The organism is Lysinibacillus sp. 38-6, assembly GCF_046245175.1.
Lineage (GTDB): Bacteria > Bacillota > Bacilli > Bacillales_A > Planococcaceae > Lysinibacillus.
The window spans coordinates 4342695-4360311 of the sequence record NZ_CP176417.1; the positions used below are offsets into that span (position 1 = coordinate 4342695).

Annotated in this window: 14 protein-coding genes; all 14 read left to right on the forward strand. The window is 39.8% G+C overall.

The genetic code is table 11. The features are described from left to right. Positions 1 to 11: 11 nt before the first annotated feature. Positions 12 to 1322: a solute carrier family 23 protein gene (locus tag ACKVEV_RS21675; RefSeq protein WP_409368282.1), complete on the forward strand. Its 1311-nt coding sequence runs from the start codon at positions 12 to 14 to the stop codon at positions 1320 to 1322. Positions 1323 to 1528: 206 nt separating this feature from the next. Beyond that, a complete protein-coding gene (locus ACKVEV_RS21680; protein WP_409370604.1) occupies positions 1529 to 2407 on the forward strand; it encodes an aspartate carbamoyltransferase catalytic subunit in 879 nt (292 codons plus the stop codon). Position 2408: 1 nt separating this feature from the next. Next, positions 2409 to 3686: a dihydroorotase gene (locus ACKVEV_RS21685; RefSeq protein ID WP_409368283.1), complete on the forward strand. Its 1278-nt coding sequence runs from the start codon at positions 2409 to 2411 to the stop codon at positions 3684 to 3686. Next, positions 3686 to 4786 carry a glutamine-hydrolyzing carbamoyl-phosphate synthase small subunit gene (carA, locus tag ACKVEV_RS21690; RefSeq protein WP_402924998.1) on the forward strand — a complete coding sequence of 367 codons (1101 nt, stop codon included), beginning with the start codon at positions 3686 to 3688 and terminating at the stop codon, positions 4784 to 4786. The genes ACKVEV_RS21685 and carA overlap by 1 nt, the downstream gene beginning before the upstream one ends. After that, complete coding sequence (gene carB, locus ACKVEV_RS21695) at positions 4779 to 7976, forward strand: carbamoyl-phosphate synthase large subunit (RefSeq protein ID WP_409368284.1); 3198 nt, start codon at positions 4779 to 4781, stop codon at positions 7974 to 7976. Before carA ends, carB begins: the two co-directional genes overlap by 8 nt. Before the next feature lies 1 nt (position 7977). Beyond that, positions 7978 to 8751 carry a dihydroorotate dehydrogenase electron transfer subunit gene (locus ACKVEV_RS21700; RefSeq protein ID WP_409368286.1) on the forward strand — a complete coding sequence of 258 codons (774 nt, stop codon included), beginning with the start codon at positions 7978 to 7980 and terminating at the stop codon, positions 8749 to 8751. Then, the gene (locus ACKVEV_RS21705) at positions 8748 to 9659 is read left to right on the forward strand and encodes a dihydroorotate dehydrogenase (protein ID WP_409368288.1); all 912 of its coding nucleotides are present in this window, start codon (positions 8748 to 8750) and stop codon (positions 9657 to 9659) included. Before ACKVEV_RS21700 ends, ACKVEV_RS21705 begins: the two co-directional genes overlap by 4 nt. Then, a complete protein-coding gene (pyrF, locus tag ACKVEV_RS21710) occupies positions 9660 to 10364 on the forward strand; it encodes an orotidine-5'-phosphate decarboxylase (RefSeq protein ID WP_409368289.1) in 705 nt (234 codons plus the stop codon). 3 nt (positions 10365 to 10367) lie between these two features. Continuing rightward, positions 10368 to 10997, forward strand: a complete 630-nt coding sequence (pyrE, locus tag ACKVEV_RS21715) for an orotate phosphoribosyltransferase (RefSeq protein WP_409368290.1) — start codon at positions 10368 to 10370, stop codon at positions 10995 to 10997. Between the two features lie 743 nt (positions 10998 to 11740). Then, on the forward strand, positions 11741 to 12739 hold the full coding sequence (locus tag ACKVEV_RS21720) for an ABC transporter ATP-binding protein (RefSeq protein WP_409368291.1): 999 nt from the start codon (positions 11741 to 11743) through the stop codon (positions 12737 to 12739). A 9-nt stretch (positions 12740 to 12748) separates the two neighbouring features. Continuing rightward, complete coding sequence (locus tag ACKVEV_RS21725; protein ID WP_409368292.1) at positions 12749 to 13741, forward strand: ABC transporter ATP-binding protein; 993 nt, start codon at positions 12749 to 12751, stop codon at positions 13739 to 13741. A gap of 59 nt (positions 13742 to 13800) precedes the next feature. Then, positions 13801 to 15531, forward strand: coding sequence for an oligopeptide ABC transporter substrate-binding protein (gene opp4A, locus ACKVEV_RS21730; protein ID WP_409368293.1), 1731 nt, complete (start codon positions 13801 to 13803; stop codon positions 15529 to 15531). 94 nt (positions 15532 to 15625) lie between these two features. After that, entirely contained in the window at positions 15626 to 16591 is a 966-nt protein-coding gene (opp4B, locus tag ACKVEV_RS21735; RefSeq protein WP_409368295.1) for an oligopeptide ABC transporter permease, read from the forward strand. A 13-nt stretch (positions 16592 to 16604) separates the two neighbouring features. Beyond that, complete coding sequence (gene opp4C, locus ACKVEV_RS21740) at positions 16605 to 17513, forward strand: oligopeptide ABC transporter permease (protein WP_409368296.1); 909 nt, start codon at positions 16605 to 16607, stop codon at positions 17511 to 17513. Positions 17514 to 17617 lie beyond the last annotated feature (104 nt).

The window sequence follows — 17617 nt, forward strand, 5'->3', positions numbered from 1 at the left end:
GAGGAAACATTATGGCAAAGGCAGTATTAGATGTAAATGATAAACCGACCCCAGTCCAATTGGTAACATTGAGTTTTCAGCATATGTTTGCCATGTTCGGCTCAACAATTTTAGTACCACAGCTAGTTGGCCTTAGCCCAGCAATCGCCCTTCTAACAAGTGGTATTGCTACATTGTTCTTCCTATTAATTACGAAGTTTCAAGTACCAGCCTATTTAGGTTCATCCTTTGCCTTTATCGCACCGATTTTACTGGCTGCAGGCGGCTTAGATGATAATGGCGCAAGTGTCAATCCAGGTAATGCTATGATAGGGGCCATGGCCGTCGGTATTACCTACGGCATTGTGTCACTCATTATTTGGAAGAGTGGCTATAAGTGGATTATGAAAATCCTACCGCCTATCGTTGTAGGACCAGTAATTATGGTTATCGGACTTGGCTTATCAGGAACGGCAGTAGGCATGGCAATGAATGTTGATGGAGAATATAACTTACTTCATTTCTCAGCAGCACTTGTGACATTATTTACGGCGATTATTTTTACCATCTTCTTTAAAGGGCTTTTAAGTACAATGCCCATTTTAATGGGCCTAATCGTTGGCTATATTTACTCGATTATGATTGGCATCGTTAACTTCGCGCCGATCAAAGAAGCGAAGATGTTTGCAATACCGCATTTCATCATTCCTGGTGTAAATTATGACTTTACGATTACATCAACGATTTTACTAGCGATGGTGCCGATTGTTATCGTAACCATTTCTGAGCATATTGGTCACCAGCTTGTATTAGGGAAAGTAGTCAATCGAGATTACATTAAAGAACCAGGCTTACATCGCTCATTACTAGGTGATGGTCTAGGAACTTTGATTAGTGCCTTTATCGGTGGGCCACCAAAAACAACGTATGGGGAAAACATTGGTGTCCTTGCCATAACGCGTGTTTACAGTGTGTACGTCATTGCTGGAGCGGCAGTTGTCGCGATCGTGCTGTCATTCTTCGGGAAAGCAATGGCAGTCATTGCAACAATTCCAACAGCAGTTCTTGGCGGCGTATCCATCCTGCTATTCGGTATTATCGCATCAAGTGGATTACGGATGTTAGTAGATAACCATGTCGACTTTGGCAACAGCCGCAATTTAGTTATTGCCTCTGTTATTCTCGTAATAGGTATCGGCGGTGCGAAATTTATCGTTACAGAATCACTAAGTTTAGAAGGTATGGCATTAGCAGCCATTATCGGTGTTGTGCTAAACGCGATTTTACCAGGTAAAAAAGAAGCGGACATACCAGTACCTTACAATCAACATAATCATTCATAGTAGTACCTTTTAATGAATTGTCCAGAGAGGCAAAAAAAGGGAAGTTGTGGACAAACAATTAGTAAGCAAAACTCTTACTCTAGTTTGTCACGCCTCCTTATGCCTCGCTGATGACATCAGCGGGGCTTTTACATTATTTAGACACTTAAATAATGAAGAACGTCATACATAGACGTTCATGACACACAACCTAATGGAGGTACATGATGAAGAACTTATTATCAATGGAACATTTAACAACTGAAGAAATTAACAGCATTTTACATCGTGCACAAGCTTTTGAAAATGGCGAAACATCATCGTTATCTCGTGCTTACAACGTTGCAAACTTATTTTTTGAACCGAGTACCCGAACGAAAACGAGTTTTGAGATGGCAGAGCGCAAAGTCGGCTGTACGGTTATCCCATTTGACGCAAGTTTTTCAAGTGTGTCAAAGGGTGAAACATTGTACGATACAGTTAAGACGTTGGAAATGATTGGCATGGATGCGGTCGTTATTCGCGCAAAAGAAGATGAGTATTATAACGAGCTACTAGAAGGCATTAATGTGGCAGTGATTAATGCAGGTGACGGTGCCGGTCAACATCCATCTCAATCTTTACTTGATCTGTACACGATAAAAAAAGAGTTTGGTTCTTTTGAAGGGTTAAATATCACAATTGCCGGGGATATCTCCCATAGTCGCGTTGCGAAATCTAATGCATCAGCACTTCAACGGCTAGGAGCAAATGTCCACTTCCTTTGCCCCGAAGAATGGGCAGGCGATTTTAAGGCGCATCATTCCTGGGATGATTTAATCGAAATAAGTGATGTCATTATGTTACTGCGTGTCCAACATGAACGTCATAAAGTAAATAAAAGCTTCTCGAAAGAAAGCTATCATGAAGAGTACGGCTTAACAGTGGAACGTGAGAAACAAATGAAAGATACAGCCATTATTATGCATCCAGCACCCGTTAACCGCGATGTCGAAATTGCATCAGAGTTAGTAGAATGTGAACGTTCTCGTATTTTTGAGCAAGTACGCAACGGTGTCTACACACGCATGGCTATCATTGAAACAATTTTACAAGGGAGAGAATAACATGACAAAAGTACTTCAAAATGTGCAAATGTTAAATGAACAAGGTGAACTGCATACAGTGAATATCGCCATAGTAGATGGCAAAATTTCTGCCATTGGACAAGAGGTCCATGTTGCTGGTGCAGAAATTATCGAAGGAAATGGTTTCGTTGTTACTCCAGGTTTTGTTGATGTGCACACACATTTACGTGAGCCAGGCTTTGAACATAAAGAAACAATTGCGACAGGATCTGCATCAGCAGCAAAGGGTGGTTTTACTACGATTTGTGCAATGCCAAATACGAAACCAGTGCCTGATTCTGTAGAAAACATGCAATTAATTAATGGTCTTATTCAAGAAAGTGCCGTTATTCGTGTACTACCATACGGCTCATTAACACGAGATATTTCAGGGGAAGTGCGCACGGACATTGCTGCATTAAAAGCACAGGGAGCTGTCGCATTTTCTGACGATGGTGTAGGCATCCAATTAGCTTCAACAATGTATGAACAAATGCAAGAGGCAGCAAAGCACGACATGGTCGTTGTGGCACATTGCGAAGATAACTCATTAATATATGATGGGGTTATGCATGAAGGAAAGCGCAACAAAGAGCTAGGGCTACCAGGGATTCCATCGATTTGTGAATCTGTCCAAATTGCACGAGATGTGCTGCTAGCAGAAGCTGCTGGTGCACGTTACCATGTGTGCCACGTCTCAACAAAAGAATCTGTACGTGCAGTACGTGACGCAAAAGCAGCAGGTATTCGCGTCACTGCAGAAGTTTGCCCGCACCACCTATTACTTGAAGAGATGGATATTCCAGCAGATGATGCGAATTGGAAAATGAACCCGCCATTACGCGCTGCAGACGATAAAGACTCGTTACACGCAGCTCTACTTGATGGCACAATTGATTGCATCGCGACAGATCATGCGCCACATACAATAGAAGAAAAATGCTGTGGTATGGTTGGTGCACCATTTGGCATCGTAGGCTTTGAAACAGCGTTCCCACTGTTGTACACACAATTTGTTGAAACAGGGAAATGGACATTAAAGCAATTAGTAGATTGGATGACTGTGAAAGCGGCACAAATTTTTGACTTACCATATGGCACGTTAGAAGTAGGTGCTTCAGCAGATATGGTATTAATTGATATCAACAAAGAACAAACAATTGATGCAGAAGGTTTTGTATCAAAAGGTCGCAATACACCATTCAATGGTTGGGTTGCAAAAGGTTGGCCAGTCGTAACTATATTTGAAGGCAATATCGTATACCAGGAGGCAGAGTAATGAAAAAACGTTTACTTATTTTAGAAGATGGCACAGTATTTACAGGCACAGCGTTCGGTAGTGAGCGAGCTTCACAAGGTGAAGTCGTATTCACAACAGGCATGACAGGATATCAAGAAACAATTTCAGATCCTTCATTCTACGGACAAATCGTAACGTTAACATATCCACTTATCGGTAACTACGGTATTAATCGTGATGATTTTGAATCCATCTCACCGGCCATTCGTGGATTTGTAGTCCGCGAGCTAGCAAAAACACCGTCAAACTTCAGATGTGATTTAACAGTTGATGAATATTTAACATCAAAAGATATTCCGGGGATTGAAGGCATCGATACACGTAAATTAACACGCATTATTCGTAGCAAAGGATCAGTTAAAGCGATATTAACTGCGGCTGATGAAGAAGTGAATGTCGAAGAAATCGTGGCAAAACTACAGGCAACACCAGCGATTACGCATCATGTTCGCGAAGTATCGCCAAAAGCAGCGTATCCATCACCAGGACGTGGCAAACGAGTAGTATTAATCGATTACGGCATGAAGCATGGTATTTTACGCGAATTAAACAAACGTGATTGTGATGTACTTGTAGTTCCTTACAACACACCAGCATCCGAAATTTTAGCTTGGCATCCAGATGGTATTATGCTGTCAAATGGTCCAGGGAACCCAGAAGACGTAGCAGAAGGAATCGAAACAGTGCGCAATTTAATCGGAAAAGTGCCAATGTTCGGTATTTGCTTAGGTCACCAAATCTTCTCTTTAGCGAGTGGCGCGAAATCATTTAAATTACCATTCGGGCACCGCGGGGGCAACCATCCTGTAAAAGATTTACGCACAGGCCGTACGGATTTAACATCTCAAAACCATGGCTATGCCATTGATATAGAGTCTTTAAAAGATACAGATTTAGAATTAACACATGTCGCTTTAAATGATGGTACTTGTGAAGGTGTCCGTCATAAGAAATATCCGATTTTCACGGTACAATATCACCCAGAAGCATCACCAGGACCAGAAGATTCAAACCACTTATTTGATGAATTCATTGAAATGATGGAAGTAGAAGCAGGGAAGGGGAAACAACATGCCTAAACGTACAGATATAGAAACTATTTTAGTAATCGGGTCAGGCCCAATCGTCATCGGACAAGCTGCAGAATTTGACTATGCAGGAACACAAGCTTGTCTTTCATTAAAAGAAGAAGGCTACCGCGTTATTTTAATAAACTCAAACCCTGCAACAATCATGACAGATACAGAGATTGCAGACAAAGTATACATCGAGCCTATCACATTAGAATTTGTCTCACGCATTTTACGTAAAGAGCGTCCAGATGCGATTTTACCAACACTAGGTGGTCAAACAGGTTTAAATATGGCAATCGAGTTAGACAACTCAGGTATTTTAAATGAGCTAAATATCGAAATTCTTGGGACAAAGCTAGATGCCATCCATAAAGCAGAAGACCGCGATTTATTCCGTAACTTAATGTACGAACTAGGTGCACCAGTACCGGAATCAGACATTATCCATAACTTAGATGAAGCGAAAAACTTTGTTGCAAAAATCGGTTATCCAGTAATCGTACGTCCTGCCTTCACACTTGGCGGTACAGGCGGCGGTATTTGCTATAACGATCAAGACTTAGAAGAAATCGTGACATCAGGTTTGAAATATTCACCAGTAACACAATGCTTACTTGAAAAATCAATCGCTGGCTTTAAAGAGATTGAATATGAAGTAATGCGCGATGCATCTGACAATGCCATCGTAGTTTGTAACATGGAAAACGTTGACCCAGTAGGGATTCATACAGGTGACTCTATTGTAGTGGCACCAACACAAACACTGTCTGACCGTGAAAACCAAATGCTACGTAATATCTCACTAGATATTATCCGTGCACTGAAAATTGAAGGTGGCTGTAACGTCCAGTTAGCACTTGATCCATATAGCTTCAACTACTATGTAATCGAAGTAAACCCACGTGTATCTCGTTCATCTGCATTAGCATCAAAAGCAACGGGCTACCCAATTGCCAAGCTAGCAGCAAAAATTGCCGTAGGTTTAACATTAGACGAAATTAAAAATCCAGTGACAGGTTCAACGTATGCTTGTTTCGAGCCAGCACTAGACTACATCGTGGCAAAAATTCCACGTTGGCCTTTCGATAAATTTGAATCAGCAAAACGTAACTTAGGCACACAAATGAAAGCTACTGGGGAAGTAATGGCACTTGGTCGTACGTTCGAGGAAGCGATGCTAAAAGCTGTCCGTTCTCTTGAAACAGGTCAAGTTCACCTTGAGCTAAAGCATGCCGAAGATAACGCTGATTCTTGGATCGAAAAACGTATCCGTAAAGCAGGGGATGAGCGCTTATTCTTCATCGGTGAAGCATTGCGCCGCGGTGTAACCATCGAGCAAATTCATGAATGGTCGGCAATTGACTTATTCTTCTTAAATAAATTTAAAAACATCGTCGATATGGAGCAAACACTTGCTGACAATAAAAACGATAAAGAAATATTACGTACTGCAAAACGTCTAGGTTTCGCTGATAAAAAAATTGCTGAGCTTTGGGACACAACACCAGAAGCAATCTATGCGTACCGTAAAGAAAACGGCATTGTGCCAGTATACAAAATGGTAGATACATGTGCAGCAGAGTTCGAATCTGAAACACCATATTTCTACGGCACATATGAAGATGAAAACGAATCAATTAAGTCTGATAAACCATCTGTAGTCGTACTAGGTTCAGGTCCAATCCGTATCGGTCAAGGTGTCGAGTTCGACTATGCGACAGTGCACTCAGTATGGGCAATCCAAGAAGCAGGCTATGAAGCGATCATTATTAACTCAAATCCAGAAACAGTATCAACAGACTTCTCGATTTCTGATAAACTATACTTCGAGCCATTAACGATTGAAGATGTTATGCACATTATCGATTTAGAACAACCAATTGGTGTTGTTGTGCAATTCGGTGGTCAAACAGCCATTAACCTTGCCGATAAATTAGCTGCAAATGGTGTGAAAATTTTAGGTACATCATTAGAAGACATCGACCGTGCTGAAAACCGCGATAAATTTGAACAAGCTTTAACTGCATTAGACATTCCACAGCCTCCGGGTGAAACGGCTGTGTCAACAGAAGAAGCACTTGCCATCGGTGAACGTTTAGGCTTCCCAGTGCTTGTACGCCCTTCGTATGTACTGGGTGGTCGTGCAATGGAAATTGTTTATAACGAACAAGAATTACAACACTATATGGAAAACGCTGTTGAGGCATCACCTGATCACCCAGTATTAGTAGACCGTTACTTAACTGGTCAGGAAATTGAAGTCGATGCGATTTGTGACGGTGAAAATGTTTTAATCCCAGGTATTATGGAACATATCGAACGTGCAGGGGTACACTCTGGGGACTCGATTTCTGTATACCCACCACAAAAATTAACACAAGCGCAAAAAGATACGTTAGTTGATTACACAACGCGTTTAGCAAGAGGTCTTGGCATTGTCGGCTTAATGAACATCCAGTATGTCATTTCACAAGGTGAAGTGTATGTGATCGAGGTTAACCCGCGTTCATCTCGTACAGTACCGTTCTTAAGTAAAATTACGAATATCCCAATGGCGAACATTGCGACGAAAGCGATTCTTGGTAAATCAATCGTAGAGCAAGGCTATCCAACTGGCTTAGCACCAGAGCAAAAAGGTGTATATGTGAAAGTGCCGGTATTCTCATTCGCTAAATTACGCCGAGTGGACATTACATTAGGACCTGAAATGAAATCGACAGGGGAAGTAATGGGGAAAGATGCAACATTAGAAAAAGCACTTTACAAAGGATTAGTTGCAGCAGGCATGGAAATTCGCACAGAAGGCACAGTATTATTCACTGTCTCTGATAAAGATAAAGAAGAAGCGATTGCCCTTGCAAAACGCTTTTCAACAGTGGGCTACCGCATTGTAGCGACAGAAGGTACAGCCCAAGCATTTGAAGCAGCTGGCGTACGTACAGATGTAGTAGGCAAAATCGGGGCTAAAGGCCAAACGTTACTAGACTTAATTCAAAATGGTGAAGCACAACTAGTAGTGAACACATTAACAAAAGGCAAGCAACCAGCGCGTGACGGATTCCGTATTCGACGTGAATCTGTAGAAAATGGCGTACCTTGCTTAACTTCATTAGATACAGCAGAAGCGATGCTACGTGTCATTGAATCGATGACATTTACAGCAGAACAAATGCCAAAAGCGGAGGTAGTACATTAATATGATTCGTCAAGAGAAAATGACGGTCGTCTCTCAAAAGCAAATTGCGACAAACATTTTCGAATTGACACTTCGTGGTGAACTGGTTCAGGATATGACTCCTGGCCAGTTTGTCCATGTAAAGGTGTCAGATTCATTGGAGCCGCTTTTACGTCGACCTATCAGTATTGCAAATATAGATAAAGACAACAGTGAATTTACGATGATTTATCGTGCGGAAGGTCGAGGAACGCAAGTGTTAGCGACTAATCGTGAAGGGCAGTTAGTCAATGTCCTTGGTCCAATCGGTAATGGCTTCCCAGTGGATGCTGTAAAGCCGGGCGGGACGGCATTATTAGTTGGTGGCGGCATCGGTGTACCACCTTTACATGAACTTTCAAAACAGCTGACTGCTCGTGGTGTGAAAACGATCCATGTACTAGGCTTCCAAACAGAAGATGTATGCTTTTATGAGGAGGAATTTAATGCACTTGGAGAAACGCACTACGTAACAGTTGATGGCTCTAAAGGAACAAAGGGCTTTGTAACAAACGTCTTAGAAACACGTGCACCGGACTTTGATGTGTTCTATTCTTGTGGCCCGCTTCCGATGTTAAAAGCATTAGAAGGCTTCTACCCAGAAAAAGAAGGCTACTTATCTTTTGAAGAGCGCATGGGCTGTGGCATTGGTGCTTGCTTCGCATGTGTGTGCAAAACAACAGATCAAATTGAAAAAGACTATGTCAAAGTATGCTCTGACGGTCCAGTATTCCCGAAAGGTACGGTGGCATTATGAGTCGTTTAAATATCCAATTACCGGGCTTAGACTTAAAAAATCCAATTATGCCAGCTTCAGGTTGCTTCGGCTTCGGTCGTGAATATGCGCAGCTATATGATTTATCGAAGCTTGGTGCCATTATGATTAAAGCGACAACAGTAGAAACAAGACCAGGTAACCCGACACCACGTGTAGCAGAAACAGCAGCAGGCATGTTAAATGCTATCGGCTTACAAAATCCTGGTATTGAAAAAGTAATGAATGAAGAATTAAAATTTTTAGAAGGCTATGATGTACCGATTATCGCCAATGTAGCAGGCACGGAAACCGAAGATTATGTAGAAGTGGCTCGTCGCATCTCCACTGCACCAAATGTCAAAGCGCTCGAACTGAATATTTCTTGTCCAAACGTTAAGTGTGGCGGTATTCAATTCGGTACAGACCCAGCAACAGCTAGAGAGCTTGTAGCCGCAGTAAAAGCCGTTTCTGAAGTGCCTGTTTACGTAAAATTATCACCGAATGTAACGAATATCGTAGAAATAGCACAAGCCGTTGAAGCGGGTGGTGCAGACGGTATTACGATGATCAACACTTTAATTGGCATGCGTTTACATGAGCGTACAGGTAAGCCAGTTATTGCAAATGGGACAGGGGGCTTATCAGGCCCAGCAGTAAAACCAGTTGCTATTCGTATGGTATATGAGGTGTATAAAGCCGTCAATATTCCGATTATTGGAATGGGTGGCGTAAGTGAAGCACAGGATGTTATCGACTTTATGTCAGCAGGTGCATCAGCAGTCGCAGTTGGTACAGCCAACTTTGTGGATCATTTTGTATGTCCGAACATCATCGAAGAATTACCAGCAAAGCTAGACGCTTTAGGCGTAGAGCATATTACGGACATTATCGGAAGGAGCCATCGTTAAATGAATACAAAACCAATATTAGCACTTGATTTCCCTGGTGAAGCGGAAGTTTTCAAGTTTTTAGCACATTTCCAAGAGCCCCTTTTCGTCAAGATAGGGATGGAGCTTTATATGCAAGAAGGTCCAGATATTGTACGCAAAGTGAAAGATTTAGGGCATGATATTTTCCTAGATTTAAAGCTACACGATATCCCGAATACTGTTGGCTCAGCAATGAAAGGCTTAGCCAAATTAGGCGTAGATTTAGTCAATGTCCATGCAGCGGGCGGTCGTCCTATGATGGAAGCGGCACTGGAAGGTCTAGAAGCCGGTACACCAGCAGGTCGTGAACGTGCAGCGTTAATTGCTGTCACACAATTAACATCTACTACGGAAGCGCAAATGCAAGCAGAGCAAAAAATTGCGTTAACATTACAAGAGTCTGTGTTACATTATGCAAATTTAACAAAACAAGCAGGCTTAAATGGGGTTGTGTGCTCGGTACATGAAGCTCAAGCAATTGCCGAGGTATGTGGTGCAGACTTCTTACGTGTCACACCAGGCATTCGTTTAGCTGGTGGAGACGCACACGATCAAAAACGCATCGCTACGCCAGATGGCGCAAAACGTGATGGTTCTTCATTGATCGTCGTAGGACGTGCAGTAACAGGTGCGCAAGATCCAGTAGCAGCATATAAAATCGTAAGTGACTTATGGGAGGCATAAATTATGACATTACAAAACGAAATCGCACACGCTATGCTAAAAGTTGGCGCAGTCGAATTAAATCCAACAGACCTTTTCACATGGGCATCAGGCATTCAATCACCCATTTACTGTGATACACGTCTAACAATCTCTGACCCTGTTATTCGTAAACAACTTGCACATGGCTTAGCCACTGTCATTAAAGAGAACTTTGCTGCAACAGAAATCGTAGCAGGTACGGCGACAGCAGGTATTCCACATGCTGCATGGGTAAGTGATATTTTAGACTTACCGATGGTATATGTACGTTCAAAGGCTAAAGAGCATGGTCGTGGCAATCAAATCGAAGGAAAATACGCAGCAGGACAAAAAGTCGTTGTCGTAGAAGATATTGTGTCAACAGGTGGTTCTTCGATTACAGCAGTAGAAGCTTTACGTGCAGCCGGTTGTGAAGTGCTAGGGGTTGTCTGCGTTTACACATATAACTTACCACGTGCTGAACAAGCATTTGAAGAAGCAGGCATCCAATATGTATCTTTAACAAACTTTGATTATTTAATTGAAGCAGCAAACGAATCAGGTGCTATTAAAGAGGGTGATATTCCTTTCTTAAAAGACTGGCATGCAAAACTGAAAGCGGGCGCACTATAAAAAATAATGCGATAAACGGGTAAAATAGGATGAAACGATCACGGTTATACGAGCCGGTGATCGTTTTTTTTTGGTGGCGATAAAAATAAAAGGGTGAAGATGTATGTTTAGAAAAATTAACGTCTAAATAGTTTTTTACTGTAGTAAAAATCGCTTTGTGTTGTTATTGCTTTAAAGCGAAAAACTATTTAAGAATAATATCAGAATAATAAAAATATATAGAAAACATAGATAGATTCAATAATGTCCAAGTTTACCAAATAGAAGAATTTTAATGAAATGATTAAAAGACAATATCTTCAGAGGTATTATTTTATTGAAATAATAAATAAATGGTATGGAGTAACATAAATAAGAAAGTTAACAAATTTATGGATAAAAATAATGCGAGAATTATATAATTTTTTGTAATAGTTGTATGGTTAATTATGTATATAACATTATAAGAGTTGTAAAAAAACTCTTGATTAAATGGTTTATTTCTAGATAAAATAACAATATGAATAATTTTCAGATAATTCCATAAGTATATAGTTAGTTGTTTTTTTGTTTCTACTGTAAATTTTTTATTAAAATGTTTTTTAATTGAATACCATAAAAACTATTAAATAATTGAGTAGAAATGATTTTGCAATAAGTTTAATCGGTTGTAGTTCTTTTTTTCTGAATATTGAATCAGGAAAGTTTGTACATCGCTAGTTTTTACTACATATTTCTATTTAGAAAAAATATACAAAGGTGTGATGATTAACATGAATTTAATGCTTGAAGTGAGTAACCTTAAAACCGGTTTTGATATAGACGGAGAAATATATCATGCAGTGGATAATGTTTCATTTTCCGTGAAGCCCGGTCAAATTGTAGGGATTGTAGGGGAATCGGGTTGTGGTAAAAGTGTAATGTCGCTGTCGATTATGCAACTACTGCCTCAAGGAATTGGCAAAGTAACAGGTGGAGAAATAAAGTTCCAAGGTCAAAATATTGAAGGTTACACAAGTGATGAGATGAATAAATTACGTGGCAAAGATATTAGTATGATCTTCCAAGAGCCAATGACATCTTTAAACCCTGTCTTTACAATTGGCAATCAAATCGAAGAGATTTTATTAAACCATTTAGCCATTTCCAAAACCGAAGCAAGACAACAATCTATCGAACTATTAAAAAGTGTAGGGATCCCTCGACCAGATAAAATTGTCGACGAATATCCGCACCAATTATCAGGGGGGATGCGACAACGAGTTATGATTGCCATAGCTATTGCCTGTCATCCGAAACTGTTAATTGCCGATGAACCAACTACAGCGCTAGACGTAACGGTACAAGCGCAAATTCTTGAGTTGCTTAAAAAAATTCAAGCGAAAAATGATATGTCCATTATTTTAATTACGCATGATTTAGGTGTAGTGGCAGAAATGTGTGATGAGGTCATTATTATGTATGCTGGAAAAATTGTCGAGCGCACCAATGTGGACAATCTCTTCCATAATCCAAAACATCCGTATACAAAGCTTTTAATGGCGTCCATTCCACGTATTGATCTTGAGGTCAGTGAGCTAACGACAATACAAGGCATTGTACCATCGTTAAAAAATATGCCGACGATCGGCTGTCGTTTTGCGGATAGATGCCCGTCTGTGAAACCAGAGTGTAGTACGGTAACGCCTCAGCTTTCCCAAATCGGTGAGGGTCATGAAGTTGCTTGTTTACTATATGAAGGTTCTATCTTAGAGAAGGTGTGAGGTAACAACATGGCAGATACAACAATTAAACAACCTAAAGAAAATTTACTCGAAGTGAATAATTTAAAAACCTATTACCCGATTAAAGGTGGATTTTTCAAAAAAACAGTAGGACATGTAAAAGCTGTCGATAATGTTTCGTTTGCCATTAAAAATGGTGAAACACTTGGCTTAGTTGGGGAATCAGGCTGTGGCAAATCAACTACGGGCCGTACCATTATTCGATTGCTCGATTCCACAGAAGGACAAATCGTCTTTAATGGGCAAGATATTACAAAATTACAAGGCAAATCATTAAGGGAAATACGAAAAGATATTCAAATGGTATTCCAAGATCCCTACGCATCATTGAACCCAATGCAGATGGTAGGGAGTATCGTTGCGGAGCCTATTATGAATTTCCATAATAAAACGCTCAATTCCTTAAAAGCAGAAGTCATGGAACTGTTACGAAAAGTAGGCTTACCTGAGGATGCGTATTATAAATATGCGCATGAATTTTCAGGGGGGCAACGTCAGCGAATTGGCATTGCGAGAGCACTCGCATTAAGACCGAAACTCATTATTGCCGATGAACCTGTTTCTGCGCTAGATGTTTCTGTGCAATCCCAAGTTCTGAATCTATTAAAAGAGTTACAGGATGAGTTTGATTTAACATTTTTATTTATTGCGCATGATTTAAGTGTTGTGAAGCATATGAGTGACCGTATCGGCGTGATGTATTTAGGAAATATTGTGGAAATAGCAAACAAGACAAGCATTTACGATGAACCATTACATCCCTATACACAAGCGCTTATTTCAGCAATACCTGTACCAGATCCGCGCAAAAAAAGTTCGCGTATCGTGTTAGAAGGCGATGTACCGAGTCCAGCAAATCCTCCGACAGGATGCCCATTCCATCCAAGATGCCCAAAGGCTATGATGGAATGTTCCTTAACAAAACCGGTATTAAAGGAGGTGAAGCCAGATCATAAAGTCGCTTGCCATTTATATGAATGAAGGCAAGAAAAAAAGGGAAAAAATGCTTTTCAAAATAAAAAATTAACGGGGGGAAAAACATGAAAAAGACGAAAACATTATGGTCGCTTTTACTTATGCTCGTCATGGCATTGTTCCTAGCAGCATGTAATAACGATTCATCGACAACGGACAAAGAGAAAGGAACGGATAAGGAAACACCAGTAACAACAACTACTGATGCAAAAGAAGGTGGCGTTGTTACATTTGGTACAGACCAAGCACCAGAGGGCGTATATGACCCTGCCTTTGCAGGAAGTATTGTGGATAGCTATATCCAAGGCTTCATGATGGAAGGTATTTATGATGTAAATGATGACTTAGAATATGTACCAAACCTTGCAAAATGGGATATTAGTGAAGATAAATTAACGTATACATTCAATTTTGAAAAAGGCGTTAAATGGCATAATGGTGAGGAACTTACAGGTGAAGACTGGGTATTTGCGTTAGAAACGTTAGCAGATCCTGATTATGATGGTCCTCGTTTCAATTATGTTGAAGGCGTAAAAGGAGCAAAAGCTAAAAAAGAAGGTAAAGCAGATAAAATCGAAGGAATTGAAGTTGTTGATCCTTACACAATTAAAATTACTTTTGAAGAAGTGAAAATTAATAACTTAGAAAGTCTTTGGTCAAATCCGATGCCAAGAAAACATTATGAAGGCATTGCGGTTAAAGATTTAAGTGAATCAAAACAAGTGCGCGAAAATCCTGTAGGCTTAGGGCCATTTAAAGTGAAAAAAGTTGTAGATGGCGAGTATTCTGAATTAGAGCGTTTTGATGATTACTGGAAAGGGAAACCAACGCTTGATGGTGTGATTGTCAAAGTAATTGACCCATCATTAGCAGCGGGTGCGTTCCAAAACGGAGAAATCGACATCATGGATATTAGACCACAATCTGTGAAAGAGCTTTCTGCATTAAGCAATGTACGTATCGAAGAAACGACAGGTGTAGGCTATTCTTACATTGGACTACGTTTTGGTCATCGTGATCAAGCTACACTTAAAAATGTAGCAGATTTTGATAAATTCAATTCAAAAGAATTACGTCAAGCACTATTATATGCGCTTAACCGTCCAGCAATGATCGATGCTTTCTTAGAAGGAAAAGCTGAGGTGGCGAATACAGTAATTCCAGTGACATTCTGGACTGCTGCAGATGCTTCAGATTTAAATGCATATGAATTTAATGTTGATAAAGCGAAAGAGCTATTAAAAACAGCAGGCTATGTTGATAAAGATGGCGATGGCTTTGTTGAAGATCCACAAGGTAAACCATTTAAAATTTCTTTCGGACACTATGCAGGACCAGCAGCATTTGAAGGTCGTTCACAAGCAATCATCCAATCTTGGAATGATATTGGTGTGAAAACTGAATTAGCAACAGGTAGCTTAGTAGAGTTTAACTTATACAATGAAATGAAAGATAATGATGATGCTGCATTAGAAGCATTCTTCGGTTCTTGGAGCATGGGTTCTGATCCAGATCCATCTGGTTTATGGGCAAATGATGCAGAATGGAACTACGGTCGTTATGTAGATGAAGAAAACGACAAATTGTTAAAAGAAGCGTTAAGCGAAAAAGCATTTGATAAAGATTACCGTAAAAAGGTTTATGTTGATTGGCAAAAGTACTTCAATGAAGAATTACCAGCACTACCATTATGGGAGAACTTAGATTTATATGGTATTAACAACCGACTACAAGGTGTGCATATTAACGCTGTTGGATTCCAAACAGACGTTTATAAATGGCATATTGTTGAATAAGATGAATGCCTTATAAAGGCTTTAGTAACCTACTACTATCGGGCTCTTTTGAGAGCCTGATAGTAGTAAATTTTAATTGATAAGGGGACGTCACATGCTTCAATACACACTTCGCAGATTACTCGGCATGATTCCATTGTTACTCCTTATTTCGGTAGTTGTGTTCTTCTTAGCAAAAATGATGCCAGGAGATCCATTTGCGGGAGAAATTGATCCATCCAATACAAACCCACAATACATCGAGGAAATGAGAGAGAAGTTAGGCTATAATGATCCAATTATCGTACAATATGGAAGATGGATGTCTAATTTTATACAAGGGGATTTTGGTAAATCAACGGTTTATAAAAAACCTGCAATAGAAGTCATTGCACAACGAATACCGAATACATTATTTTTAGCAATAACCTCTTTAATTTTGACTTATGTTTTCGCCTTTTTTATGGGCATGTATGCAGGAAGAAAACCATATACATTAGGCGATAATTTAATCGCTTCTTATAATTACTTAGCTTTAGCGATTCCATCGTTTGTGGCTGGGATTGTGGCGATTTATGTCTTCTCCTTCCAATTAGGATGGTTCCCATTCAACGGCTCAGTTGGGGTAGGGATTCAGGAAGGTACATTTGATTACTATTTAAGTAGAATCCATCATGTGCTATTGCCTGCACTTGTATTAGGATTAATGGGAACAGCTTCCTATACTCAATTTTTACGCAATGACATTATTGAAAACAGTAGAAAAGATTTTGTACGAACAGCAAGAGCAAAAGGAACAAAGGAATCGAAAATTTACAACAAGCATATTTTAAGAAATTCCATTATTCCAATTATTACTTTTCTTGGTTTTGACATCGCTACATTAATTAGTGGTGCGGTTATTACAGAAACCATCTTTACTTATCCCGGAATAGGAGCACTGTTCTTAGATTCCGTTGGAAGAAGAGATTATGCGGTCATGATGTCGATAACTATGTTACTTTCGTTCTTAACACTTTTTGGGAATTTAGTAGCTGATTTATTGTATGGTATAGTAGATCCGCGCATTAGACTAGATTAGGGAGGGGAAAAATGTGGAGATTATAACAAAACCAGAAGCGTCTACATCAAAAACACTGAATAAAAGCCCCTCTCCATGGGTGATAGCGAGAAGAAAGTTCGTTAAAAATAAATTAGCTATGATAAGCCTTATTTTTTTACTAATCGTTATTATTCTATCGTTTTTAGCACCGTATATTACGACAAAAGATATCGTGCGTGTAGACTTTATGAAAATTAGCCAACCACCTTCAAGTGAGAACTGGCTCGGAACCGATACAAATGGTCGTGATGTTTTTACACGTATGTTGTATGCGGGTAGATCCTCGTTAACGGTTGGCGTAGGCTGTATGTTTTTCATTGTTTTAATTGGGACAACGATTGGCTCAATTTCAGGCTATTTTGGGGGCAAAATCGATCAAATTTTAATGCGTTTCACTGATTTTGTTTTAATGTTCCCATTACTAGTATTTGTTATCGTGTTAAATACAATTTTAGTTGGCAAAGTTTCAGGCTTATGGACGTTAATTATCGTTATTTCCTTATTAAGTTGGGGAAGTGTTGCCCGCGTAGTCCGAAGCCGTATTCTTGCCGAAAAAGAAAATGAGTACATTTTAGCAGCGCAATCAATAGGCTGTAAATCGTCAAAAATTATTATGAAACATTTATTGCCCAATGTCGCTTCTACTATTATTGTACAAGCTACACTTTTAATGGCGGTAACGATTGTTATTGAATCGGCATTAAGTTTCCTAAATTTCGGCGTACCAGCAGATACACCGAGCTGGGGAAATATGCTAGCAGAAGCTAGAAACTCCGATGTACTAAGAGATAAAATTTGGATTTGGATTCCACCAGCGACAGCCATTACATTAGTCATTTTATCGATTAACTTTATCGGTGAAGGGCTGAAAGATGCAATGAATCCTAAATCAAGAAGATAACGTTTGGTGAATAAATGGCACCTATTAAAGTACTTTAACTTTAATAGGTGCCATTTGCTATGCGGGAACGGAAATACTAAACGTGAGGAGGGAATCCCACGATT

What these genes read in the sequence shown, in the direction of transcription:
- ACKVEV_RS21675 (WP_409368282.1), top strand. Translation starts at nt 12, where the DNA reads ATGGCAAAGGCAGTATTAGATGTAAATGATAAACCGACCCCAGTCCAA.
- ACKVEV_RS21680 (WP_409370604.1), top strand. Translation starts at nt 1,529, where the DNA reads ATGAAGAACTTATTATCAATGGAACATTTAACAACTGAAGAAATTAAC.
- ACKVEV_RS21685 (WP_409368283.1), top strand. Translation starts at nt 2,409, where the DNA reads ATGACAAAAGTACTTCAAAATGTGCAAATGTTAAATGAACAAGGTGAA.
- carA (WP_402924998.1), top strand. Translation starts at nt 3,686, where the DNA reads ATGAAAAAACGTTTACTTATTTTAGAAGATGGCACAGTATTTACAGGC.
- carB (WP_409368284.1), top strand. Translation starts at nt 4,779, where the DNA reads ATGCCTAAACGTACAGATATAGAAACTATTTTAGTAATCGGGTCAGGC.
- ACKVEV_RS21700 (WP_409368286.1), top strand. Translation starts at nt 7,978, where the DNA reads ATGATTCGTCAAGAGAAAATGACGGTCGTCTCTCAAAAGCAAATTGCG.
- ACKVEV_RS21705 (WP_409368288.1), top strand. Translation starts at nt 8,748, where the DNA reads ATGAGTCGTTTAAATATCCAATTACCGGGCTTAGACTTAAAAAATCCA.
- pyrF (WP_409368289.1), top strand. Translation starts at nt 9,660, where the DNA reads ATGAATACAAAACCAATATTAGCACTTGATTTCCCTGGTGAAGCGGAA.
- pyrE (WP_409368290.1), top strand. Translation starts at nt 10,368, where the DNA reads ATGACATTACAAAACGAAATCGCACACGCTATGCTAAAAGTTGGCGCA.
- ACKVEV_RS21720 (WP_409368291.1), top strand. Translation starts at nt 11,741, where the DNA reads ATGATTAACATGAATTTAATGCTTGAAGTGAGTAACCTTAAAACCGGT.
- ACKVEV_RS21725 (WP_409368292.1), top strand. Translation starts at nt 12,749, where the DNA reads ATGGCAGATACAACAATTAAACAACCTAAAGAAAATTTACTCGAAGTG.
- opp4A (WP_409368293.1), top strand. Translation starts at nt 13,801, where the DNA reads ATGAAAAAGACGAAAACATTATGGTCGCTTTTACTTATGCTCGTCATG.
- opp4B (WP_409368295.1), top strand. Translation starts at nt 15,626, where the DNA reads ATGCTTCAATACACACTTCGCAGATTACTCGGCATGATTCCATTGTTA.